15 protein-coding genes are annotated in these 25,790 nt (G+C 69.0%); 14 read left to right on the top strand and 1 reads right to left on the bottom strand.

Going from position 1 to position 25,790, the window contains the following annotated elements; translation table 11 throughout:
* Window positions 1–4 precede the first annotated feature (4 nt).
* Window positions 5–1,675 carry an AMP-binding protein gene (locus DAT37_RS10075; protein WP_109524538.1) on the bottom strand — a complete coding sequence of 557 codons (1,671 nt, stop codon included), beginning with the start codon at window positions 1,673–1,675 and terminating at the stop codon, window positions 5–7.
* A gap of 330 nt (window positions 1,676–2,005) precedes the next feature.
* Here DAT37_RS10075 and DAT37_RS10080 point away from each other — a divergent pair, with 330 nt between their 5' ends.
* The 14 genes from DAT37_RS10080 to DAT37_RS10145 all read left to right on the top strand — a co-directional run bounded on the left by DAT37_RS10080 (window position 2,006) and on the right by DAT37_RS10145 (window position 25,708).
* Window positions 2,006–3,169, top strand: coding sequence for a cytochrome P450 (locus tag DAT37_RS10080; RefSeq protein WP_232839624.1), 1,164 nt, complete (start codon window positions 2,006–2,008; stop codon window positions 3,167–3,169).
* Complete coding sequence (locus tag DAT37_RS10085; RefSeq protein WP_109524409.1) at window positions 3,166–4,392, top strand: cytochrome P450; 1,227 nt, start codon at window positions 3,166–3,168, stop codon at window positions 4,390–4,392. Before DAT37_RS10080 ends, DAT37_RS10085 begins: the two co-directional genes overlap by 4 nt.
* Window positions 4,389–5,708 (top strand): NAD(P)/FAD-dependent oxidoreductase, encoded by a 1,320-nt coding sequence (locus DAT37_RS10090; protein WP_109524410.1) that lies wholly within the window; start codon window positions 4,389–4,391, stop codon window positions 5,706–5,708. The genes DAT37_RS10085 and DAT37_RS10090 overlap by 4 nt, the downstream gene beginning before the upstream one ends.
* A 31-nt stretch (window positions 5,709–5,739) precedes the next feature.
* A complete protein-coding gene (locus DAT37_RS10095) occupies window positions 5,740–7,020 on the top strand; it encodes a cytochrome P450 (RefSeq protein ID WP_109524411.1) in 1,281 nt (426 codons plus the stop codon).
* Between the two features lie 138 nt (window positions 7,021–7,158).
* Window positions 7,159–8,091 (top strand): LysR family transcriptional regulator, encoded by a 933-nt coding sequence (locus tag DAT37_RS10100; protein ID WP_109524412.1) that lies wholly within the window; start codon window positions 7,159–7,161, stop codon window positions 8,089–8,091.
* Between the two features lie 86 nt (window positions 8,092–8,177).
* Window positions 8,178–9,842 carry an AMP-dependent synthetase/ligase gene (locus tag DAT37_RS10105; protein WP_232839625.1) on the top strand — a complete coding sequence of 555 codons (1,665 nt, stop codon included), beginning with the start codon at window positions 8,178–8,180 and terminating at the stop codon, window positions 9,840–9,842.
* Window positions 9,843–9,971: 129 nt separating this feature from the next.
* On the top strand, window positions 9,972–11,222 hold the full coding sequence (locus DAT37_RS10110) for an NAD(P)/FAD-dependent oxidoreductase (RefSeq protein WP_109524413.1): 1,251 nt from the start codon (window positions 9,972–9,974) through the stop codon (window positions 11,220–11,222).
* The gene (locus DAT37_RS10115) at window positions 11,219–11,821 is read left to right on the top strand and encodes an SGNH/GDSL hydrolase family protein (protein ID WP_109524414.1); all 603 of its coding nucleotides are present in this window, start codon (window positions 11,219–11,221) and stop codon (window positions 11,819–11,821) included. The genes DAT37_RS10110 and DAT37_RS10115 overlap by 4 nt, the downstream gene beginning before the upstream one ends.
* Before the next feature lie 29 nt (window positions 11,822–11,850).
* Window positions 11,851–18,204 carry a type I polyketide synthase gene (locus tag DAT37_RS10120; RefSeq protein ID WP_109524415.1) on the top strand — a complete coding sequence of 2,118 codons (6,354 nt, stop codon included), beginning with the start codon at window positions 11,851–11,853 and terminating at the stop codon, window positions 18,202–18,204.
* Complete coding sequence (locus DAT37_RS10125) at window positions 18,201–20,516, top strand: beta-ketoacyl synthase (protein ID WP_109524416.1); 2,316 nt, start codon at window positions 18,201–18,203, stop codon at window positions 20,514–20,516. The genes DAT37_RS10120 and DAT37_RS10125 overlap by 4 nt, the downstream gene beginning before the upstream one ends.
* Window positions 20,516–22,084, top strand: a complete 1,569-nt coding sequence (locus DAT37_RS10130; protein WP_109524417.1) for a PfaD family polyunsaturated fatty acid/polyketide biosynthesis protein — start codon at window positions 20,516–20,518, stop codon at window positions 22,082–22,084. The genes DAT37_RS10125 and DAT37_RS10130 overlap by 1 nt, the downstream gene beginning before the upstream one ends.
* The gene (gene accD, locus DAT37_RS10135) at window positions 22,081–23,775 is read left to right on the top strand and encodes an acetyl-CoA carboxylase, carboxyltransferase subunit beta (RefSeq protein WP_109524418.1); all 1,695 of its coding nucleotides are present in this window, start codon (window positions 22,081–22,083) and stop codon (window positions 23,773–23,775) included. Before DAT37_RS10130 ends, accD begins: the two co-directional genes overlap by 4 nt.
* Window positions 23,772–24,338 carry an acetyl-CoA carboxylase biotin carboxyl carrier protein gene (locus tag DAT37_RS10140; protein ID WP_109524419.1) on the top strand — a complete coding sequence of 189 codons (567 nt, stop codon included), beginning with the start codon at window positions 23,772–23,774 and terminating at the stop codon, window positions 24,336–24,338. The genes accD and DAT37_RS10140 overlap by 4 nt, the downstream gene beginning before the upstream one ends.
* Window positions 24,335–25,708: an acetyl-CoA carboxylase biotin carboxylase subunit gene (locus tag DAT37_RS10145; RefSeq protein ID WP_232839626.1), complete on the top strand. Its 1,374-nt coding sequence runs from the start codon at window positions 24,335–24,337 to the stop codon at window positions 25,706–25,708. Before DAT37_RS10140 ends, DAT37_RS10145 begins: the two co-directional genes overlap by 4 nt.
* The last annotated feature ends 82 nt before the right edge of the window (window positions 25,709–25,790 follow it).

A 25,790-nucleotide genomic window follows, 5' to 3' on the forward strand; every position in this document is an offset into this window, starting at 1 on the left:
GGGTTCAGTGACCGGCGGTCAGCAGGTCACGTGCGGCGAGGCGGCGGAGTTTGCCGCTGCTGGTGCGGGGAATGCTGCGCGGAGCGACGATGTGGACTTCGACGGCGGCCAGGCCGAGTTCGGCCGCGATCCGGTCGCGGATATCTCGGGCGAGCAGCTCGGCCTCGGCGCCGGTGCGCTCGGATTCGGCGATCAGCGCGATGATGTCGGCTCCGCCCGGATCGGCGGCCGCTGTGCACCGGCCCTTGTAGATGCCGTCGAGATCGCCGATCGCGGCCTCCACGTCCTGGGCGTAGTAGTTCGCGCCGCGCACGGTGATCATGTCCTTGCCGCGGCCGGTGACGAAGAGTTCACCCGCGCGCAGGTATCCGAGATCGCCGGTGCGCAACCAGCCGTCGTCGGTGATGAGGCCCGCGGTCGCGGCCGGATCGGCGGACAGATACCCCGCGGTCACCGCGGCGCCGCGGATCAGGATCTCGCCGACCGCGCCGTCGCGCAATTCGGTTCCGGTATCGGGTGCCACGACGCGCAGGGTGAGTCCGGCCACGGCCGAACCGACGCCCGCGACCGCGCGTGCGCCCGCGGCGTCGGAGGGGACGGTCTCGGCGCGACTGTCGTCGCTGAGCCGGGCGCGGTCGACCCATTCGAAGACCGGTACGCGGCCCAGCGGCGGGAAGGCGACGGCGAGCGTCGCCTCTGCCATGCCGTACACGCCGAACATGGTCGACGGCGCGAATCCCACCGGTGCGAAACGTGCGCAGAACGCGGAAACCACGTCGTGCGAGATCGGTTCGGCCCCGTTGAACGCGATCCGCCACCGCCGCAGATCGAATTCGGTGACCTCGTCCGGCGGGATCGCGGCCAGCAGCGATTCGTAGCCGAAATTCGGCATCGCGGTGATGGTCGATCCGCTCTCGGCGAATTCGCCCAGCCAGCGCGCCGGATCCTTGACGAACGACATCGGCGACCACACGTGCGCCGGGATACCGCGAAGGACCGCCGACAGCGTGCCGAACAGGCCCATGTCGTGGAACAGCGGCAGCCAGAATCCGCCCTGATCATCGAGGCTCAGGTCGATGCCGGAACGGATGGCGGCCAGTCCGCTCAGCACGTTGCGATGGGTCAGGCGAACACCTTTGGGCATCGCCGTGCTGCCGGAGGTGAACTGCACGATGGCGGGTTCGTCGTCTCGCATCTGCGGCAACGCGGTGTCGGTGTCCTCGATCTCGTCGGCGAGGCGGGTCAGCGCGCCGGTGTCGAGCAGTTCGGCCTCGACCGCGTCGGCGATCAGGGGCGTGAGATCGGCGAAGCGATGCGAGACGAGCAGGGTGTTCATTCCCGCCGCCTCGGCGATGGCGGCCAGTTTCTTGGGATAGGCCCCGGTCTGTTTCGCGCCGGCGGGCAGCGGAAGCGGCGTCGCCGCGCCGCCCGCCGCGGCGACGGCGAACAGGCAGATCAGGAATTCCGGAGCGTTGGGGCACAGGATGCCGATCGGTTCACCGCGCCGGATCCCGCGCCGGACCAGCGCGGCGGCCATCGAACGCGCCGCCCGATCGAGTTCGCGATAGCTCAGCGATTCGGAGACCGACCAGAACCGGGCGTGCACCAGGGGGTGGTCGGCGGCGACGCGGGCTAGCAGGCCGTGCAACGTTTCGGCCGAATCCGCAGAATTCATGTTTTCCACGACAACAGCGAATTGTGACAACTCTTTGAACGCATCGTGAATTGAACGGTGCGATATGAATCCGCGATCACGCCATTGTTCCGGGTGATCGAGAAATTCCGCTATGGCGCGATTGAAGCAGTCGATTGCCGAGGCGTCCCCGCCGGTCGATGGCACGATTGTTCTCGAATGCGCTGGGCTGCAAGTCGTTCCGAACGGCGGGAGTGCGGTGCGCTTTTCACCTATTTCTGTATCCAGGAGTTGCCGGTGATTTCCGATCATTCCGCGAGTGCGGCGCCGACCCCCGTGCAAATCGCGGTTCTCGAGAGTGTCGCACCACATATGCGACACAATCCGTACGGCAGCTACGAGATATTACGCGCCGACGGCCCGTTCGTCCCGGGACCGCACGACACGCATCTGGTCACCCGGCACCGGGAGGCGCAGGCGATCATGCAGGACGCCAGGTGGAGCCATGCCGAGGAACCCGAACTCCTGCACGGCGACAGCGATGTCGAACTGCCGGGGTCGTTCCTGTGGATGGAACCCCCGGAGCACACCAGATTGCGCGGCCTGGTCGGCAAGGCGTTCACCGCCCGCACGATCTCCGGCATGCGCGAGCGCGCCGAGCAATTGACCGGGGATCTGCTGGACAAGATCCTCGCGCAGGGTGAGGTCGATCTGCTCGACGCGCTGGCCTACCCCCTCCCGCTGACCATGGTGTGCGAACTGCTCGGCGTCCCCGAGGAGGCGCACGAGCACGTCAGGACCATGTCGACGGGGATCGCTCGCGGGCTCGATCCGGATGTGCTGCTCTCCCCGGACGAATTGGCCGCGCGGACCACGGCCGTGCACGCCTTCCTGGAATTCTTCGGCGCCCTGGTCGACCGACGGCGCGCGGAGCCACGAGCGGACCTGATCACCGCCCTGGTCCAGGCCGACGACGCGGGCGCCGGACTGACCCGCACCGAACTGCTCGGCACCCTCCTGATCCTGGTCGTCGCGGGCCACGAGACCACGGTGAACCTCATCGGCAACGGCGTGCTGGCCCTCATCCGCCACCCGGAGGAATTCCAGCGACTGCGATCGTTCCCCGAACTCGCCGAACCGGCCGTCGACGAAGTGCTGCGCTACGACGCCCCGGTGCACCTGACCACCCGCACCGCCCACGACGAAATCACCGTGGGCGAAAGGACATTCACCCACGGTGACGCGGTGATCGTCCTGCTGGCCTCCGCCAACCGCGATCCGCTCGCCTTCCCCGACGCCGACCGCTTCGATATCGCCCGCTACGCGCGCGGCAGTCGCCCCGAACGGCACCTGTCGTTCGGTCTGGGCCTGCACTACTGCCTCGGCGCGCCGCTGGCCCGGCTCGAGATGTCGGTGGTCCTGCGAGCTCTCGCGAGCCGGGTCGAGTCGATGACGCTGCTCGAGGAACCGCCGTACCGACCGAATGTGGTCGTGCGCGGCATGTCGCAACTTCGTGTCCGAATGGAGCCCCGATGAGCACCGCACTCCCCACCGGCGTCACCTTCGACGCCTGGCAACCCGATCAGCACGCCGATCCCTATCCCGCCTACCGCCGCGTACGCGACGCGGCGGCGTTGTTCCCGTTCGAATTCGGGGACGTGCCGGTCACCATGGTCACCCGGTACGAGGAGTGCGCGCAGATCCTCACCGGCTCGGATTGGGGACACGGGTACAGCGCGGGTATCAGCCCGTTCCGCGACACCACCGCGGCCATCCCCGGGTCGTTCGTTCGGATGGACCCGCCCGAACACGGCCGCTATCGCAAGGTCGTCGCGAAGGCGTTCACGCCGAAGACCATGGCGGAGATGTCGCCGTTGGCGGGCCGGGTCGTCGGCGAATTGGTCGATCGCGCACTCGAACGGGGCGAACTCGACGTCCTCAACGATCTCGCCGTGCCGCTCGCGGTGGCGATGGTTCCGGTGCGCCTGCTCGGCGCCGACCCCGCCGACGGCGCGCTGTTCCGCGAATGGCAGCTGGCGATCGCGCGCGGCAGTGACCCCGATTGGCTGCTCGGTGAGCAGGACGTCGCCGCCAGGGGCACGGCGGCGATGGAATGTATGGGATATTTCGCGCGGGTGGTCGCGCGCAAGAAGGAGCAGCCGAGTTCGGATCTGCTCGGCGAACTCGTCGCGGCCTCGGCCGCGGGCGTGCTGACCGAACCCGAGGTCATCGGCATCGCGCTGTTGACACTGGTCGCGGGTATGGAAACCTCGATCAATCTCATCGGCAACGGAATGCTCGCACTGCTGCGCAACCCCGACCAGGTGGCGATCCTGCGCGAGAATCCGGACCTGATCGCGCCCGCCCTGGACGAGATGATGCGCTACGACCCGCCCACGCAATTCACCATCCGGGTCGCGTTGGCCGACACCGTGGTGGGCGGGCGTACCTTCCGTCGTGGCGACGGGGTCGTGGTGCTCACGGCGTCGGCGGGTCGCGACGACCGGGTGTTCTCCGACGCCGACAGCTTCGACGTCACCCGTTACGCCGGAAACCGCCCCGCCCGTAAACATCTCGGCTTCAGTCTCGGCATCCACTTCTGCGTCGGCGCGCCGCTGGCCCGGATCGAAGCCGACACCGCCGTGCGCACGCTGTTCGAACGGACCTCGTCGGTGGACCTGGCCACCGAACGGATCGACTACCGGCCCAGTCTGATCCACCGTGGGATCGCCGCCCTCCCGGTGACGCTGACACGATGAGTGCCGAGGGTTCCGGGCACGCGGTCGTACTCGGCGCGGGAATCGCCGGAATGCTCACCGCCCGTGTGCTTTCCGATCACTTCGCGCGGGTCACCCTGGTCGAGCGCGACCCGCTCGACGAGGAGGGCTCGCGCCGGGGCGTCCCGCAGGCGAGGCATCTGCACGGCCTGCTCGACCGTGGACGCACCATCATGGAGGAGCTCTACCCGGGTTTCACCGCGCGGGTGGCCGCCCTCGGCGCACCGACCGCCGAGGCATTGCTCGGCACCCGCTGGTATCTCGGGGGCCTTCGGGTCACCCCGACGTCCACCGGGCTGACCTCGCTGATGGCGACGAGACCGTTGCTTGAATCGGTCATCAGGGATCACACGCTGGCGATTCCCGGTGTCACACTGCGTGATCGGACCACGGCGAAGGCGCTCGCGGGCACCGCGCGGGAAGTGACCGGGGTCGTGGTCTCCCGCGACGACGACCCGCGCACGCTCGCCGCCGATCTGGTGGTCGACGCGACCGGAAGAGCATCGCGAGCATCGGAATGGCTGCGAGCCCTCGCGGCGCCGGTCCCGCCGCAGGATCGGGTGGAGGTCGATCTCGGCTACGCGTCGCGGTTCTACCGGCGCAGTCCCGGCCAGCTCGACGATCACAGCTCGGTCATCATCTCGACCGGACCGAACGGACGCGGCGGCGGCGCGATCCGCGTCGAGGACGATCGCTGGCACGTGACACTCGCCGGGATGCTCGGCGATCATCCGCCGACCGACCCCGCCGGCTTCGCCGCCTTCGCGGCCACGTTGGCCGCACCCGATATCCACGGCATCATCACCGCCGCCGCACCGCTCGACGACATCGTGCCCCACCGGTTCCGGCATTCGATACGACGCCGGTACGAGCGCAGCGACGCGCCGATCGACGGATTCCTCGCCCTCGGTGACGCGGTATGCAGTTTCAATCCCCTCTACGCGCAGGGGATGTCGGTCGCCGCGCAGCAGGCACTCGCGTTGCGCGACTGCCTCGCCGCCGCGGGCACGAAGGATCTGCCTTCGCGTTTCTACGCCGCCGCGGGCCGGATCGTCGACGTCGCGTGGCAGATGTCGACGGGCTCGGATCTGCGCTACCCCGGTGTCGTCGGTGACCGCACGGCACGCGTCCGCGTCACCAACGCCTACGTCGGCGCGGCCCATCGCGCCGCGCATACCGACCCGAAGGTGGCGCGGACCTTCCTGCGCGTCGCCAACCTCGTCGAGCCACCCGCCGCGCTGCTGCACCCCGCGATGGCGGGCCGAATACTGCTGCGTGGCAGTCGAAACCATCGATGACCGATCGTTCGAACAGGAGGCACCACCCGCTATGACTTCCGAGACAGTCGCACCCGCTCCGCTGACGGTCGTCGCGGAACGCGACGCCGCGATCCAGGACGCACTCGTGAAACTGTTCGGCCCCGAAGGCCGATCCGACCCCTATACCCCCGGCCGCGTGCTGCGCGAGGCGGGCCCGGTGCACCAGACCCCACTGGGCCACCGCGTCCTGACCCGCTACGAGGATTGCGCCGCGGTGCTCTCGACCACCGCGTGGAGCCACGCGGAGGAAGCGGGAATGATGCATCCGACGGTGTCGCCCGAAGACGCACCCGAGGAACTGCCGACCTCGTTCCTGTGGATGGAACCGCCGGACCACACCCGGCTGCGCAATCTGGTGACCAAGGGTTTCACGCCCCGCATGGTCACCCGGCTGCGGCCCCGGATCGAACAGCTCACCGAACAGTTGGTCGACAACGCTCTCGAGGCCGGGGAATTCGATCTGGTCGAGATGATCGCCTACCCGCTGCCGCTGGTCATCGCCTGCGAGCTGATCGGCGTCCCCGAGGAGGCCTACGCCCAGGTCCACCGGTGGTCGCTGGATCTGGCGCGCGGTTTCGACCACGACTACACGCTGCCCGAGGAAGCCTTGCGGGCCCGCAGCGCGGCCTCGCGCGGTTTCATGTCCTACTTCCGCGAATTGTTGAACGAGCGCAGGGCGCGTCCCACCGACGACCTGCTCAGTGTGCTGTCCCAGGTCGAGGATCGCGGTGACGTGCTGACCGAACAGGAGTTGCTCGCCACCTGCATCACCACCTTCGTCGCGGGTCACGAGACCACGGCGAACCTGATCGGGACCGGCATGTTGCGGCTGATGCGCAATCCGGACCAGATCGCCGCCATGCGCGCGAACCCCGGCCTGACCGCCTACGCGCCGGACGAATTGCTGCGGCTCGAGCCGTCGGTGCAGATCACCACGCGCGCCGCCACGCGCCCGATCACCGTGGCGGGCCACGAATTCGAGAAGGGGGAGGGGGTCGTCGTCCTGATCAACTCGGCCAACCGCGACGACGCGGCCTTCGCCGACCCCGACCGCACCGATGTCTCCCGCTACGCCGACCGGATGAAACCGGCCAACAGGCATCTCGGTTTCAGTCTCGGCATCCACTACTGCCTGGGTGCGCCGTTGGCGCTGCTGGAGATGGAGGTCCTGCTCGATGTGCTGCTGCGCAAGGTGCGCGGCATCGAATTGCTCTCCGACACGCCGCCGTTCAAGCCGAATGTCGTCATTCGCGGCCTCGAAGCGCTGCCCACCGCGTTCACAGCCGATTAGCCGCGCCGTCACCATCGCGCCGATGAACAGCGGATTCGGTTCACCCATCCGCAACTGTTTGGGCAGGTGCTGTGCGGGCTCGGTTCATACTCGGTTACTTGGCGAAGCTAGCGTATCGGGTACCCGGAAGGAGTCGGCATGGAGTTCCGACATCTGGTCTCGTTCATCGCGATCGCCGAAGAGCTGCACTTCGGCCGCGCAGCGCAGCGCTTGCATCTGACGCAGCCCAGCCTCAGCACACAGTTGCAGAAGTTGGAGAAATCGCTGGGGGTACAGCTCGTCTCACGCAATTCGCACGAGGTGAAGCTGACCCCCGCCGGTTTCGAGTTCGAAAGCCAGGCACGATTGATCGTGGCCCAGATGGAACGGGCCACGAAGTTGACGAAGGCTACGGCAGCCGGGCGGGCGGGTGCACTCAATGTCGGGTACAACCTGCCTGCCAGTCGACACGTGGTGCCGGACGCATTGGAGCGGATGACCCGTAGACATCCCGATATCGTGGTGTCACTTTTCGAGAAGCGCACCGGACCGCAGCTGGCGGCCTTGGTTGACGGCTCGCTGGATATCGCCCTGGTCTATGGGCATCCGAGCACTACCGAATTCCGGTATCGGCGACTGCTGCACCGGGTTCCGCTCGTCGCGGTCGTCGGCCGCAGGCACCGGTGGGCGGACCGGCCCGGTGTGCCGTTCGCCGAACTGGACGCGCAGGAATGTGTCCTGTTCGCCCGCGATCAGTGTCCGGCGATGTACGACGCGATCTTCCAGGCGGCGGCGGACAAACGGATCTCGCTGGAGGTGGTCCACACCGCCGACGATCCGGGGGCGACGGCGCATATGGTCTCGGTGCGCCCGCTCGTCGGTTTCGCGTCGCTGCCACGGGCGGTGTCGATGGGCATGGGCGCCCCCGACAGCAGCACGGTCGCGGTGAAATTATTCGATCCGGTTCCCACACTCGATCTCTACGCGGTATGGCTGGCGGCCGAGGCGAATCCGGCGGTATCCCTGTTTCTCGAATGCATAGAATCAGCCGAATCCCCACGAATCGATATTGCGCGCGCGGCAACCGCATGACCACGTCGATAGGATTTGACATTCGCGCGGTCGCCAAGGAGGTATAGCGGAGACATCATTCGTCGCGGCCGAGAAGAATTGGCGCTGTGAATAGTGTCTCGATCACCGAAAACGGATCAGATCTGGCGGACCACACCGGTTTGTACTCGGTGATATCCGCGGCGGCGGCGGGGAATCCGGAGCGGAATTCCCTGTCCACCGCGGACGGAACCGTGCTCACCTGCGCCGAACTCGACACGGCGGTGCGCGCGGTCGCCTCGGCGCTGCTCGCCCGCGGTGTCGCGGCGGGTGACCGGGTCGCGGTACTGGGGCGGACCACACTGGAGTGGGCGCTGCTCGACTGCGCGATCCTGGCCGTCGGCGCCGTCCTCGTTCCCGTCTACCCGACCTCGTCGCCGGTGCAGATCAAACACATCCTCTCCGACAGCGGCAGCGCGCATTTCGCCGCCGAGGACGCGACCGACGCCGAACGGCTGACGGCGGCGGGCGCGACGGCGGCGTGGACCTTCCCCGAGATAGCCACCTGGACGACCACGGCGGTCGCCCCCGAACTCGACGCCCGCATCGCCGCGGTCCGCGCCGACGACCTCGCCATGATCGTGTACACCAGCGGCACCACCGGAGTTGCCAAGGGCTGCATGATCACCCACCGCAACATGTACGTCTCCTCGGCCAACACCGTCCGCCAGACCGGCGCGATGTTCGACGGAACCACCGTGCACGCGCTGCCGCTGGCACATGTCTTCGGTCAGACCATCCTGTTCGCCTGCCTGGTCGGCGGTTCGCAGACCTACCTGCTGCCCGGCATCCCCGACCTCGTACCCGCACTGCCGCGGCTGCGCCCCACCTTCCTCGCCATGATCCCCTACGGGCTGGAGAAGATCCGGAAGTTCTGCCGCACCCTGATCACCGAAGAGGCCGAACAGGACGCGGTCGCACGCGGACTCGACCTCCTCGGCGCGGGCGCGGCGCCGGAGTCCACCGACAATCCGGTCGGCGCGGCACTGGGCGGCCGGTTGCGCCACGTCATCTCCGGCGGTGCGTCCCTCGACGATTCCACCGCCGGTTTCTACGCGGGTTTCGGTGTGGTGATCCTGAACTGCTACGGCCTGACCGAGGCGGCGACCGCCGTGACGGTCAACGCCCCCGAGACCAATCGCCTGGCCACCACCGGCCGCCCGATCCCGGGGACGTCGGTCGGCATCGGCGCCGACGGCGAGGTGCTGGTGCGCGGTCCCCATGTCTCGCCGGGGTACTGGGGCGCGGCCGCCGACCAGCGGCCCGTCGACGACGAGGGCTGGCTGCACACCGGTGACCTGGGCGAACTCGACGACGACGGTTTCCTGCGGATCACCGGACGCAAGAAGGAAATCCTGGTCACCTCGACCGGCAAGAACGTCGCGCCCGCCCCGCTCGAAGATCGGGTCCGGCTGCATCCGCTGGTCAGCAATTGCATGGTGATCGGTGACGGCCGCGCCTACGTCACCGCGCTGGTGACCCTCGACGAGCCGCAGGCCCAGCGCTGGCGCGCGGCGAATCCGCAGGGCGATCCCGCCGCGGCGATCCAGGCCGCGGTGGACGAGGCGAATTCGCTCGTCTCACGTCCGGAATCCATTCGCGAATTCCGGATCATCGACGGCGATTTCACCGTCGAGAACGGACTGCTCACCTCGTCGCGGAAGTTGCGCCGCGCCGCGATCGAATCGGCCTATTCGGACGATATCGATCAGCTCTACCTTTCCCGCGGGTGAATTCGCGGGAAATCATTCGCGTGATAGCCGGGACCGATCGGCCGATGAATTACGGCTCGGCCCACTGGTTCCCGGCCATGCACGGCGACAGACTCGAATCGTCATTCGACTACCGAAAGTGATGCCACCATGTACGACGTCATTGTTGTCGGAACTCGCGTCGCGGGCGCACCGCTGGCGATGCTGCTGGCCAGGCGCGGCTACCGGGTGCTCGCCGTCGACCGGGCCACCTTCCCCAGCGACACCCCCTCCACCCACTACATCCACCAGGCCGGCCTGAGCCTGCTGAACTCGTGGGGCCTGCTGGACCGGGTGGTGGCCACCGGATGCCCGCCGGTGCGCAACCTGAACTTCACCTACACCGATATCGTCATCAACGGCATGGCCGACCCGTCCGCCGACGGCATCGACGCGGTGTACTGCCCGCGCCGCACCGTCCTGGACAAGATCCTGGTCGAGGCGGCCGGTGAGTCCGGCGCCGAGGTCATCGAAGGTTTCAGCGTCACCGAATTGGTCTTCGACGGCGATCGGGTGGCCGGTATCCGCGGCCGGGTCGGTGAGGGCGCCGAACAGGAGTTCCGCGCGCGACTGGTGATCGGCGCCGACGGGTCGAATTCGACGGTGGCCAAGCAGGTCGGCGCGCAGGAGTACGACGGCTCCGCCGCCGCGTGCTTCATCTACTACTCGTACTACGAGGGCGTCGACTGGGGGATGCAGCACCGCACCGGCTTCGGGGAACAGCAGTTCGCCGCCTGGCCGACCAACGACGACCAGTACCTGGTCGCGGTGATGCGCAAGCGCGACCGCTTCCGCGAGTTCCGCGCCGATCCCGACGGCAGCGTGCAGGAGATCATCGACCAGATCGACCCGGCGATCGGCGCGCGCTTCCGCGACACCGGCAAGCGCGTCGAACAGTTCCGGCCGATGCTCTACCCCGACAACTACCGGCGGCGTTCCTTCGGACCCGGCTGGGCCCTGGTCGGCGACGCCGGCTACCACAAGGACCCGTTCACCGGTTGGGGCATCACCGACGCCTTCAAGTACGGACAGCTGCTCGCCGACCTCGCCCACGAGGGTCTGTCGGGCGCGCGTCCGATGGACGAGGCCCTCGCCGAGTACGAACGCGAACGCGACGCGCAGAGCGCGAGCACCTACGAACTCACCCGCAGCATCTCCGAACTCACGCTGACCCCGTACTACGACTCGGTCTTCCGTGCCACCAGCATGAGCCCCGACTACTCGAAGAAGTTCTTCGGTCTGATCGCGGGCCTGTACCCGCCGGACAAGTTCTTCGGCGAGCAGCAGCTGGCCGACCTGTACGAAGAGGTCGGATTCCCCGAAGCCGACCGGCACGTGACCAATACCGAGGCGCTGGCATGAGTGCGGGTCTGGTCGCGCTCGGCGACAGTTTCGTGGAAGGCCGCGGCGACCCGGCCACGGGCGGCGGTTACCGGGGCTGGGTGGCGCGCCTGGGCGGCCAACTCGGTATGCGCCCCGCCGCCGTGCGCAATCTGGGCGTGCACGGGGCCACGACCACCGCGGTGGTCGCCGCCCAGCTGCCCTCCGCTGTCGCGGCGCGTTCGAACGTCTACGGCGTCGTCGTCGGCGTCAACGATCTGGTCAGCGATTTCGAGCCGGATCGTTTCGCGGAGAACCTGCGCGTCATCTTCGGCACGCTGTGCGATTCGGGCGCAACGGTTTTCACCGCCAGCTACCCAGACATCCCGGCCCGGCTCCCGGTGCCGGACGGATTCCGCGGACTGCTGCGCGAGCGGTTCGACTACGCCAACACCACCCTGGCCGAGGTCACCGCGAACACCGGCGCCGAACTGCTCGACATCGCGGCCCGCCCCGAATGGGAACGGGCCGAAGTGTGGACCGAGGACGGCCTGCACCCGAGCCCGCTCGGCCACCGACTATTCGCCGCGGGGGCGGCCGAGGTCATCGCCTCGGCCACGGCGACCAACGTCGCCGCGTGACCCGCATCGCTGCTCGAGAGGAATTTCCTGTGACGGACGACAGACGACTGGCACGCAACCCGATCGCCATCGTCGGGATGTCGGGCCTGCTGCCGCGGGCCCGCGACCATCGCGAATACTGGCAGAACATCGTCGACGGCGTGGACTGCACCGAGGAAGTGCCCACGTCGCGATGGAGCCTGGACGACTACTACGACCCGGATCCGACGGCCGCCGACAAGACCTACTCCCGGCGCGGCGCCTTCCTGCCCGATATCGACTTCGACCCACTGGAATTCGGTCTCCCGCCCAACCAGCTCGAAGTGACCAGCACCATGCAGACGCTGAGCCTGGGCGTCGCGCGTGACCTGCTCGTCGACGCGGGCGCGGTGGACTCCACCTGGTACGACCCGAGCCGGACCGGCGTCGTCCTCGGCACCACCGGCCCGGTGCCGCTGATGCATCCGCTGGCGGCACGGCTCTCGACCCCGGTGCTCAAGGAAGCGGCGCGCTCGGTCGGACTGTCCGACGACGACGCCGACGCGATCGCCGACAAATTCGTCGCCGCGTTCGCGCCGTGGGAGGAGAATTCCTTCCCCGGTCTGCTCGCCAATGTCGTCGCGGGCCGGGTCGCCAACCGGCTCGGCCTGGGCGGCATCAACTGCACCGTCGACGCGGCCTGCGCCGCGTCGATGGCCGCGATCCGCACCGCCATCGCCGAATTGCAGGACGGCCGGGCCGATATGGTGCTGACCGGCGGTGTCGACACCGAGAACACCATCTTCATCTACATGTGCTTCAGCAAGGTCGGCGCGCTCTCGCCGACCGGGCGGATCAGCCCGTTCTCCGACGAGGCCAACGGCACCCTGCTCGGCGAGGGCATCACCATGCTCGCCCTGCGCCGCCTGTCCGACGCGCGCCGCGACGGCAATCGGATCTACGCGGTCATCCGTGGACTCGGCTCGTCCAGCGACGGACGCGCCAAGAGCATCTACGCCCCGCGCGCGGAGGGACAGCGGCTCGCCCTGCAACGCGCCTACGCCGACGCCGAATGCTCGCCCGCCGATATCGAACTCATCGAAGCGCACGCCACCGGCACCGCCGTCGGCGACAGGACCGAACTCACCGCCCTCAAGGGCGTGCTGTCGGACGCGAGCGCCGAAACCGGTTTCGCCGCGCTCGGCAGCGTCAAATCCCAGATCGGGCACACCAAGGGCGCCGCGGGCACCGCGAGCGTCATGAAACTCGCGCTGGCCCTGCACCAGAAGGTGCTGCCAGGCACGATCAATGTCGACGCGCCCAACGCCGAGATCAGCGCGACCGAGACCCCGTACTACGTGAACACCGCCACCCGCCCGTGGATTCTCGATCCGCAGCGGCCGGTGCGCCGGGCCGCGGCCTCCGCCATGGGATTCGGCGGCACCAACTTCCACCTCGTGCTCGAGGAAGCCGACCAGGTACGCGGGCCGGTCCTGCACCGCACGCCGTGCGCGCACCTGTGGCACGCGCCCGATGTGGCCGGACTCATCGACGCGGTGCGCAGCGTCGTACCGCACGACGGCGGTGACATTCCCGAGGATCACGCCCGCGTCGGCTTCGTCTCGGTGGACGACGACAGCGCCGACCACCTGCGCGAACTCGCCGTCGACGAGTTGATCCGCGACCCGGAAGCGAGCCACTGGGACCATCCCGAAGGCGTGTTCTTCCGCGCCGCCGCACTGCCGAACCGCAAGGTCGCCGCGCTGTTCGCCGGTCAGGGCAGCCAATACGTCGACATGGGAGCCGCAGCGGCACTGGACAATCCGCCGGTCGGCGCGGCCTTCGACACCGCGAACGCGGCTTTCGCGGGCGCGGCGCGTCGACTGTCGTCGGTGGTGTTCCCGCCGCCCGCCTTCGACGAGCAGACCCGATCGGAGCAGGAACTGACCCTGCGCCGCACCGAATTCGCCCAGCCCGCGATCGGCGCGATATCGGCGGGACAGTTCCTGGTACTGACCGAATTCGGTTTGCGCGCGGACGGTTACCTCGGCCACAGCTTCGGTGAGCTGACCGCGCTGTGGGCTTCCGGCGCGCTCGAGACCGAGGAATTCCATCGTCTGGCCCGCGCCCGCGGTGTGGCGATGACCCCGGCGGACGGTGTCGACGCGGGCACCATGATGGCGGTGGGCGCGACCCGCGAGACCGCCGAGGAACTCATCGCCGATATCGACGACGTGTGGATCTGCAACCACAACGCCCCCGATCAGGTCGTGGTCGGCGGGGGAGCGGCCGGAATCGCCGCGGTCGCGGCACGCAGCGCCGAACGCGAGATCGTCACGCGCGAACTGCCGGTGTCAGGCGCGTTCCACACGCCCTATGTCGGTCACGCCGTCACGGCCTTCGCCGAAGCGGTCGCCGCCGTGCGGATCGGCGAACCGGACGCGACCGTGTACGCCGACACACCCGGCGTGCGATACGGCGCCGACAGCGCGCGCAACGGTGCGATCCTCACCGAACAGCTCAGCAAGCCGGTCGAATTCGCCGCGGCACTGAACGCCATGTACGACGACGGCTGCGCGATCTTCGTGGAATTCGGCCCGAAACAGGTACTCACCTCACTGGTCCGGCGCACCCTCGGCGACAAGGCCATCGCCATCCCCACCGATTCCGGACCGGTCGGAGACGGCAGTCTCGCACTCGCCCGCGCCGCGGTCCGACTGGCCGTGCTCGGTGTCGATCTGCGCGGATTGAACCGTCACGGCGCGCCCGCGCGGCCCGCCGTCGCCGCGAAAGCCGGTATGACGGTGCCGCTCTCGGCCCCGGAGTACGTCCCGCCGAGCCGCAAACAGGCCTATGCCGAAGCACTCGGTGACGGCTATCGCGTCGGCGCGGCCGCACCCGAACCGGCTCTCGCCCACGCCGCCGCCGTCCCCGAATACCGTCGAGAAATCGAAAGGCCAGTCGTGCCAGCACAGTCCAACGGTGCACCGAAGACCTCGGTGGATCCGTCTCCGCAGCCGCGCGAGCCGTTCGCCGACGATGTCTACGCGCCCGTCCCGACGGTCGACGCGCTCGACACCGCCCTGGTGCAGCATCTGCGGACCCACAACCAGTATCTGGACGGTCAGCTCGATATCGCCCGCGGCCTGGCCGGTGCGTTGAGCGGCGGTGCGCTGGACGAGTTCACGGTCCGGGCGATCGAGGCCGTCAAGGACCACGGCGTCACGATCAGCGCCAGTCACACCCACGCGGTCGATGTCCTGGTGCAACTGGCGCAGCTGGAAGGTGGTGGCCCGGCGCCCGTCCGCGCGCCGTCGCGCCGGGTCGCTCCGCCCGCCCCGCAGGTGTCGCAACCGGCCGCCGTGCCCGCCCGGGAGAGTTTCGCGCCCGCCGCCTACGAGTCCGCCGCCGCCCCTGTCGACGTGAGCATCGGTGTGCCGATGGCCGTTCCGTCGGTCGAATCGAACGGGTCCGCACCCGCACCGGCGCCGGTAGTCGAATCGTCCACCTCGGCGAAGGACACCGGTGTGTCCGCCGACGAACTCCGTCGCGCCCTCCAGGAGGTCGTCGCGGACAAGACCGGCTATCCGGTCGAGATGGTGGATCCGGGCCGCGACCTGGAAGCGGATCTCGGCGTGGATTCGATCAAGCGGGTCCAGGTGATCGGCGCGCTGCAAGAGCGCTTCCCACACCTGCCGAATCTCGGTCCCGAACAGCTGGGCACCGTGCGCACCCTGGATCAGATCGTGGATCTGCTCGGTGTGTCCTCGACCGAGCCGCAGACCGCCCCGGCGGCGGGCGAGGACCCGCGCGTCGCGGACGGCGACGCGAACCCGTCGGAGGACGAGCTGCGCCGCGCCCTGCGCGAAGTGGTCGCGGACAAGACCGGATATCCCGTGGACATGGTGGATCCGGGCCGCGACCTGGAAGCGGATCTGGGCGTGGATTCGATCAAGCGGGTGCAGGTGATCGGTGCTCTGCAAGAGCGGTTTCCGCGATTGCCGAGCCTGGGTCCGGAGCAACTGGGAACCCTGCGCACGCTGGATCAGATCGTGGCCGAGTTCGCGGCGTCGACCGGCGGTGATGTCCACCCAAAAGCTGAAGCCGCGGCCTCGACGCCGCGGCATCTCGTCGAGTCCGTCGCCCTGCCGCCCGTGGACGTGGCGGTGGACCGGTACCCCGCGCGGGCCGAAGTCCTCGTGGTCGATCTCGCCGACAACCAATCCGATCGGACCGCGATCGAGAAGGCCTGCGCCGCACGAGGCTGGCGCGTCGCCACCGTCGGCTCGCCCACCTCGGATCACACCGGCGCGGTGGACATCTGCGTGGTTCTCGTGGGCGGGCACGCCGACGCGGAACAGGCAGGACGCCGGTTGACCGACGTCATCCTCACCGCGAAACACGTGCTCCCCGGACTGCTCGCCGCCACCGGCCCGGCGGCGTTCGCGACGGTCAGCCGCCTCGACGGCGCACTGGGTTTCCTCGGCACCGCCGACCCGTTCACCGCACTCCTCGGCGGCGCGGGCGGCGTGGTGAAAACACTGGCCGCCGAACACTCCTCGATCTTCACCCGCGCGCTAGACCTGGCACCCGGCGTGACCGGCGAACAGTTCGCCGCGACGATCCTGACGGAACTGTCCGACAGCGCGCGCGACACCCTCGAGGTCGGCATCGACGTCGCCGGAAACCGTCGGACCCTGGTTCCGAGCGGATACGCCGGTGCGCGCACGGTGACGGCGGTGCGCCCGGCCGACGAACAGCCGCCGAGCGTGCTGTCCGCCGACGACGTACTCGTGGTCACCGGGGGAGCGCGCGGCGTGACCGCCACCTGCGTTCGCGCACTCGCCGACCGCGGTCCGGCACGTTTCGTCCTGCTCGGGCGGTCCGAACTCGTGCCGGAACCGCAATGGGCCGTCGCGGTGGACGATCCGGATCTCAAGCAGGCGGCGCTGCGCGCGTTGGGCGGCACCGGCGTCACCCCGCGCGATATCGAGCGGCACTGCTCGGCGATCCGCGCGACCCGCGAAATACGTTCCACCCTGCGGGATCTGGACGGCCGGGCCGACTACATCGCGGTCGATGTCACCGACCCCGATGCCGTGCGCACCGCGCTCGCACCGTGGACAGACTCGATCACCGGTCTCGTGCACGGCGCCGGTGTACTCGCCGATTCGATGATCACCGCCAAGACCGCGGAATCGAGCGACCGCGTCGTGCGACCCAAGATCGGCGGACTGGTGGCTGTGCTCGCCGCAGTCGGCGAGTTGCGCCACCTGATCCTGTTCACCTCGGTGGCGGGTCTGTTCGGGAACGCGGGCCAGTCCGACTACGCCGCCGCCAACGAGGCCCTCGGCCGATTCGCGGTGAGCTATCGGCACGCCCATCCCGACTGCCACGTGACCGCTATCGACTGGGGTGCGTGGGACGGTGGAATGGTCACCCCCGAACTGCGTGAATTCTTCGTCGATCGCGGTATCGAACTACTCGCGCCCACCCGAGGCGCCGCCGCCTTTACCGAGCAGTTCACCGAGGAGCGGGCCGCCGACACCGTGGTCCTGATCGGACCGGCCACACCGTTGTCGCGCGCTGATTCGTCCGTGCGCGGCGGAATTCGCGCGCGGCGCACGGTGACCGGGCTGACCGAGGAACCCGTGATCGCCGCACACCGCATCGGCGACCACATCGTCCTACCCGCGACCTTCGGTCTCGGCGCGATGATCAACCTGGCCGAACGTCACCTGCCCGGCCGGACGGTGATCGGCGTCCGGGACTTCCAGGTACTCAAGGGGATCGTGTTCGACCACCCGATCGACGAACTCCACCTCGAACTCGAACCCGACGGCGACAACGGCGCCACGGTGCGGGCGAGCGTACTCGGTGCCACCGCAACACATTTCCGCGCCCTGCTCACCCTCGCCGAGCACCCCGACACCCCACCCCGACACTCGGTACCCGACGGTGTCCGAGCCCCGGCCGACGAGATCTACCGCGACGGCGTGCAATTCCACGCCCCCGCACTCCAGGGCATGCGCTCGATCCTGACCGTCTCCGACGAGACGATCGTGCTCGAATGCGCGCTGCCCGCCACCACGGTCGCCGCGGGCGCGTACGCGGGCAGACTCCACGACCCGGTACTGGCCGACCTCGTCCTGCAGGGACCACCGGTACTCGGTCACCGCCTGCTCGGTTCGGCCTGCCTACCGCTCGGGGTCGGGCGAATCGACTACTACCGCCCGCTCCCGTCGCACGAGCCGTTCCTGCTGGTCGTGGACAACCCGCGCGCCGGAAAAGTGGATGCCCGTATCGACGCGACCGCCGTCGGGACCGACGGCGCAGTACTGCAACGCTTCTCGGACGTCACCGTGGTGACGACACCCGATCTGACGGAGAAGTTTCGAACCTCGGTGAGGCAGTGGATGTCATGACAGTTCTCGACTTCGACGGAATCCCCTTCGACCCGGTCCCCGCACCGGCCGCACACGCACCGGCCGCACCGGCAGGTGCGAACGCTGGAGCGCAGTCCGCGCGCGGCGGACCGGAGGCGGGACCACGTACGGACACGGAGTACCGGCCGGTCACCGCCACCGGCGGTGCTTCGGTCTACTCGGTCGGTCGGCGCATCGGCGAGGAGCACAACCCATCGGCCACAGGCGCCGGCGGCGTCGTGCACAACGCAATCGGCAGACTCGACGGAGACCTGGTGCGCGGCGCTGTCAGCGGGACCGCTGGTGACGTCGTGCGCAGCGCAGTCGGTGAGCTTCGCGCGGGAGTCGTGGAGGCCCACCGCACCGCACTCGCCGCCCAGGTGGCCCTACAACGTGCCATCTGGCAACGATCTGCGTCGTCGTCGGCACCCGGTGCCCGGCCGTTCGCTCCTCGGGCCGCCGAAACATATCCACCCTTCGGGATTGCGGCGGCCGGTGCGATCGGCGCTGAACGGGCAGGCGCACCCGGCACTCCGGCAGCTGAGGCGTTCGGAACGGACGCTGCCCCACCTGCCGACGTGCTCGGCCGTCGACTCGCCACACTCGGCACTCACGAGGTGGCACCACCCCTCTCCCCATCGCGGGCCGCGTCACACCCCGGCACCTCGAGTGCACCGGAAGACGCCTTCAAACCGCCGGCTCGTTCGGCGGTCACCCACCTCGACCTGCCCGCCTTGCGTCAACTCGCCACCGCCGACATCGCCGGTGTATTCGGCCCCGGCTACCGGCGTGGTGCCGCCGAGGTGACAGCACGTCTGGCGGCCACCTCACCGTTGGTACTGACGGGAGTGGAACGCATCGAACTGCGCGGCGGCAACGGCAAGGGTCTGGTGGTCGCGACCTTCGACGGCGACCCGCGTGCCGCCGTCGTCCAGGCGGCCGAAGTATTCGCCCTGTACACCGGGATGTGGCTGTGCCTGTCGCACGGTGACCTCGTCTCGGCGGTGGGTATGGATGTCGAGGGCGAGAACATCTCGGGCAAGGTCGAATTGGTCGTCACCCGGATCGATCTCGTCCCGCGTCCGCACGTGACCGGCTCCGCTCGGGTATCCGGTGTCGCCGATCCCGTCGAGGTGACGGTCGCCGTGGTCGAACCCGCTGGAGCGTCGGTGGGCCCGGGAGCCGCGGCCACCGGCCTGCTCCTCAACGAATTCCATATGACCCACCTCTCGCGTGGCGACCAGGCCATCGCGATGGGTCCCGAATTCGCGGAGTACACCGGTGTACGGGCGACCCGGTTGCCCACCGGCGGACTGCTGCTCGTCGACCGCGTCATCGAATTCGACGGCGAGCGCGGCAGATTGGACTCCGCCTCCTACACCACCGAATACGATTCGCCCGCCGATTCCTGGTACTACGCCGACACCGCCAACGACTCCATGCCGCATTTCGTCTACATGGAGACCTCATTACAGGCAGCGCTGCTGATGGGCTACTACGCGGGGCCGACGCTCACCCAGGCGGGCACCACCCTGAGCCTGCGGAATCTGGGCGGCACGGCGACCGTGCTGCGCCAGGTCGACCTGCGCGACGCCACCATCGAACAGTCCTCGCGCCTGCTGAGCACCACCATCCTGCCAGGCTCCTCGCTACAGACCTTCGACTACACGCTGAGCGTGGACGGCGAACCGTTCTACCGCGGCGAGACCATGTTCGGGTATTTCAGCGATCAGGCGCTGGCCAATCAGACCGGACTCGACGCCGGCAGGACCAAACCCGCGTGGCTGTCCGAGAACCCCTCCGCCGCCGTACGTTCGGTCGATGTGGCGGCACGGCGGGCGGACCCGTCCGCGCCGCTGTGCGCGCGCCGGAACCTGACCCTGATCGACCGTGTCGACGTGGTCGACGGCGGCGGCGAATTCGGCGAGGGCTACCTGCATTCGTTGCGCGTCATCGACCCGTCGGACTGGTATTTCGCCCGGCATTTCCACCTGGACCCGGTGATCCCGGGTTCGCTGGGGGTGGAGTCGGTGATTCACGCGATCCAGGAATGGATGCTCGACGCGGGCCACGCCGACACCATGACCGACCCCGTCTTCCGCATCCCCCGCGATATCGCCTTCAGCTGGCGCTATCGCGGACAGTTCCTGCCGACCGACGGCACGGTCGAACTCGAAGCCCACATCAAATCCGTCACCCGGACCCACGACGGTGTGGTGGTCGTCGCCGACGGATCGCTGTGGAAGCCGGGCCTTCGCATCTACGAACTCCTCGATCTCGCCGTCGAATTGACCGATCGGAAGGTGACGTGATGACCGCGACACGGACGGCCGCTGTCGCCGAGACCGCCGCCGATATCGGCGCGCTCCTGCAGGACCTGCGGCGCCCGTGCTGGATCATCCGGCACGGCGACCGCGTCGTGGCCACGGCCGACGAGACCGTGGCCGCGGGTGCGCGAATTCTCGCCGCCGTCGCACCGCTTCCACCGGAACAGCTGGGCGAGCGCGGATTCCGTGCAGTACACGGTGTCCGCACCGCCTACGCGGCGGGGGCGATGGCGAACGGCATCGCCTCACCGGCGCTGGTGTCGGCGATGTCGCGGGCCGGGCACCTCGCGTCCTACGGCGCGGCGGGTGTGTCGCCGGGGATCGTGGACGCGGCCCTGTCGCGGCTCGCCACCGATCTCGGTGACCGGCCATTCGCCTGCAACCTGATTCACAGTCCGTCCGAACCGGCGTTGGAGCGGGCGATCGTGGATTCCTGCCTGCGCCACGCGGTGCGCTGCGTCGAGGCGTCGGCGTTCATGTCGCTCACCCGCGAGGTGGTCCGCTACCGGGCTGCCGGGCTGGCCACCGACCGGGACGGTCGCGTCGTGGCTCGCAATCGCCTGATCGCCAAGGTATCCCGGGTGGAGGTCGCCGACCTGTTCCTGCGTCCGGCGCCCGCGCACCTGCTCCGCGAACTGGTCGAACGGGGCGATCTCGACCCCGAGCAGGCGCGCTTGGCCGAGCGGGTGCCGATGGCCGACGACATCACCGCCGAAGCCGATTCGGGCGGGCATACCGACCGTCGTCCGCTCACCGTTCTGCTGCCCGAGCTGATCGCGGCACGGGATCGCCTCGCCCGGGACATACCGTCCGCGGCGGCCGTGCGGATCGGCGCCGCGGGCGGAATCGGGACACCCGCCGCCGTGGCCGCCGCGTTCGCGCTCGGCGCGGCCTACGTGGTCACCGGCTCGATCAACCAGGCCGCCGTCGAGGCGGACCAGTCCGAGACCACCAAGAAGCTGCTCGCCACCGCGGATTTCGCCGACTGCACGATGGCGCCGTCCTCGGATATGTTCGAACTCGGCGTCCAGGTGCAGGTGCTGCGGCGCGGCACCATGTTCGCCGCTCGCGCGCACCGGCTCTACGAGACCTACCGCGAGTACGCGGGCGTGGACACCCTGCCCGAGGCGCTGCGTACCGAACTCGAGACCACGATCCTGCGGCGACCGCTCGAGGCCGTCTGGCAGGACTGCGTCACCTTCTTCACCGACCGTGACCCCGCCCAGCTCGTCGGCGCGGCAGAGGATCCGAAACGCCGTATGGCACTGATCTTCCGGTGGTATCTCGGGCTCTCGTCCGGGTGGAGTATCCGGGGTGAGGCCGAACGCGCCGCCGACTACCAGATCTGGTGCGGGCCCGCCATGGGCGCGTTCAACAGCTGGACCGCGGGCACCTACCTGGCCGCGCCGAACAACCGCACCGTCGCCGATATCGCCGACCAGATGATCACCGGCGCCGCCTATCTCACCCGGATCGCGCAATTGCGCACCGCCGGTGTGCGTGTGCCCGCCGACATCGCCCGATTCGTGCCACGACCGAGCGAGGAACGATGACCGTCACGGATACCGAGATCGACACCGCTACGGAACCGTCCTGGATGCTGTGCCCGCGCTGCGGAGCCATCGTCTACGCCAAACGCTACGAACGCGCGGGCTACGTCTGCCCGGAATGCGACGGGCACGGCACGCTCACCGCCGATCAGCGCATCGACTCACTGCTCGACACCGATTCCGTCGAACCGATCGGCTACGCCGAAACCGTCACCGATCCACTGGAATTCACCGATTCCCGCAGCTACGTCGACCGGCACGCCCAGGCTCGCGCGGTCACCGGCCTCCCCGACGGAATCCGGTGCGCGCGCGGCACCATCGACGGCGCGCCGGTGGTTCTCGCCGTCATGGATTTCCGTTTCCTCGGCGGCAGCCTGGGCGCGGCGGTCGGTGAGGCCGTCACCACCGCCGCCGAGACCGCGCTCGAGTCGCGCATTCCGCTGGTCCTGGTCACCGCCTCCGGCGGCGCGCGCATGCAGGAGGGCATCCTCGCGCTGATGCAGATGGCCAAGACCAGCCAGGCACTGCGCGCGCTCGACGACGCGGGGATCCTGACCATCTCGGTGATCGCCGACCCCACCTACGGCGGTGTGGCGGCCTCGTTCGCCACCAGCACCGACATCATCATCGCCGAACCGAAGGCTCGTCTGGGCTTCGCGGGGCCGCGGGTGATCAGCCAGACCATCGGCGAAACCCTGCCGCCGGGCTTCCAGACCGCCGAATTCCTCGTCGAGCACGGCATCGTCGACATGATCTGCCCTCGTTCGGCACTGCGCGACCGGCTCGCCCGGCTGCTGAGCATGGCCGCCGATCGCGGTCGCCGGATTCCCGCGACCGAACTCCAGCCGCCGATCATCAGCGATCCGGCGTCGCTACCGGAACGCGATCCTTGGGAATCCGTGCGCGCAGCACGGGAATTGGGCAGACCGACCACGCTGGACTATTTCGCCGCCGCCTTCGACGAATTCGTCGAACTGCACGGTGACCGGATGTCGGCCGACTGCCCGGCCATGATCACCGGCCTCGCTCGCCTCGACGGCGTCCCGGTCGCGGTCGTCGGCACCCAGAAGGGCCACACCGCCGCCGAACTCACCCGACGCAATTTCGGCATGCCGACACCGTCGGGCTACCGCAAATCGGCGCGCCTGCTGCGCCTGGCCGCGAAACTTGGCCTCCCGGTGATCACCCTCGTCGACACCGCGGGTGCCTATCCCGGGGTGACCGCCGAGGAACAGGGCCAGGCCGTCGCCATCGCGGAATCGTTGAAACTGCTGGCGGGACTGCCCGTTCCGGTGATCACCGTCATCACCGGCGAGGGCGGCAGTGGCGGCGCACTGGCATTGGCCGTGGCGGACCGGGTACTGGCGCTGGAGAACGCGGTGTACTCGGTCATCAGCCCGGAAGGCTGCGCGTCGATCCTGTGGAAGGACGCGGCGGCGGCCCCGAGGGCGGCGAAGGCGCTGCGCGTGGACTCGACCTCCCTGGTCCGGCTCGGCGTCGCCGACGCGGTCATACCCGAACCTCCGGGCGGCGCGCACCGCGACCCGGCCGTCGCGGCCGCCAACCTCCGCCAAGCGCTGCGTCACGTACTGATCGGCTGCGGCTCGCTCCCGGTCACCGAACTACTCGCGCGGCGACACCACCGATTCCGTGCCTACGGCACCATCCGACCGACGATCGAGGAGTACCGATGACCGAGTCCGTGGCCACCGAACCGCTCGGCCGGGCGCTCAACGCGGCCGACGCCGACCAGGCCCTCACCATCCTGTCGCGTCACGCGCTGACCGTGCGCGACGCCACCGCACCGACCACGGTGACCGTCGCCAACGGTCCGGTCTCACTGCGTATCAGCTGGGAAGCGCATCCGTCGGCCCAGGAGGGGGTCGCCGCCCCCGTCAACGGCGTCGTACCGGTGAACGGGGCATCGGTGGACGGCGGTGCCTCCGTGAACGGCGCGGTCGCCAACGGACGACCGTCCGCTGCGGCGACCGTGGAAAGCGCCTCGGAAAACGAGACTTTCGTGATCGCCTCCGACACCGTCGGCGTGTTCTACCGACTCCCCGAACCCGGTGCCGACCCGTTCGTCACCGAAGGGGATATCGTGCGCTCCGGCCAGCAGGTCGGCATCGTCGAAGCGATGAAACTCATGATCCCGGTCACCGCGACCACCTCCGGCCGGATCGTGGAATTCCTCGCCGACAACGGCGCGGCCGTCGAACACGGCGCACCGCTGATGCGGCTCGAGGTGACCGGGTGAGCGTCGGCACGATCAGGAAGGTCCTCGTCGCCAACCGGGGCGAGATCGCCGTGCGAGTCCTGCGCACCTGCGCCGAACTCGGCATCGGGACGGTCGCCGTGTACTCCTCGGCCGACGCGGATTCGGCGGCCGTCCGCATGGCCGATCAGGCATACCGCATCGGTCCCGGCCCCGCCAAACGCAGCTACCTGCATATTCCCGCGATCATCGAGGCGGCACGCGCCACCGGCGCCGACGCCATCCATCCCGGCTACGGATTCCTCTCCGAGAACCCGGATTTCGCCGAGGTGTGCGAAGCGGAAGGTTTCGTCTTCGTCGGCGCGCCAGCCACGGTGATGGCCGACCTCGGCGACAAATCGACCGCACGCACACTGATGGCGGCCGCGGGGCTGCCCTTGCTGCCCGGCAGCCGCGACCCCCTCGATTCCGCCGACGAAGCCGCCGCGCTCGCCGAGGACATCGGCTACCCCGTCATCGTCAAAGCGGTCGCAGGCGGCGGCGGACGCGGTATGCGGGTCGTACGCGAGTCCGGCGATTTCGCGGCGGCCTGGCGGGAGACGCGCGCCAACGCCGCCGCCGTCTTCGGCGACGACCGCCTCTACGTCGAGCGCTACCTCGATTCCGCCCGCCACGTCGAAGTGCAGATCCTCGCCGACCACCACGGCACCGTCCGCCATCTCGGCGCGCGCGATTGTTCACTTCAGCGCCGTCATCAGAAACTGGTGGAGGAATCACCGGCCCCCGGCCTGTCCGAGGAGGTGCGCGACGCGATCTGCGCCGCGGCCGTACGGGGAGCCGCCGCGGTCGGCTACGTCGGTGCGGGCACCTTCGAATTCCTGCTCGATCCGCTCGGCCGCTTCTACTTCATGGAAGTGAACTGCCGCCTCCAGGTGGAACATCCCGTCACCGAGATGGTCACCGGGACAGACCTGGTCGCCGAACAGCGCCGCATCGCGGCGGGCCTGCCCCTCACCCTCTCGCCCGACCTCACCCCGCACGGCGTCGCCATCGAATGCCGCATCAACGCCGAAGACCCCGCCCGCGAATTCGCGCCCGCCCCGGGCACTCTCACCGAATGCGCCTTCCCCGGCGGCCCTTTCGTCCGCGTGGACACCCACGTCACCCCCGGCTACACCATCCCCCCGCACTACGACTCACTCCTGGCCAAGATCATCGTCTGGGCCCCCGACCGCCCCGCCGCCATCGCCCGCATGCGCCGCGCCCTCACCGAAACCCGAATCTCCGGCGCGAACATCGCCACCACGACCGAATTCCTCCACGACATCCTCGACCACCCCCGCTTCGTCGCCGCCGACCACGACACCGCGCTCATCGGCGCGATCACCGAACCCGCCCGCATCGGCTCCTGACACGAGTTGATACGAGTCCGCCGCACCGCTTACCTCCGGTCGGCGAACCTCGCGTGCACGACCATCGTGCACGCGATCGTCG

Source organism: Nocardia aurea, assembly GCF_003123685.1.
Taxonomy (GTDB): Bacteria; Actinomycetota; Actinomycetes; order Mycobacteriales; family Mycobacteriaceae; genus Nocardia; species Nocardia aurea.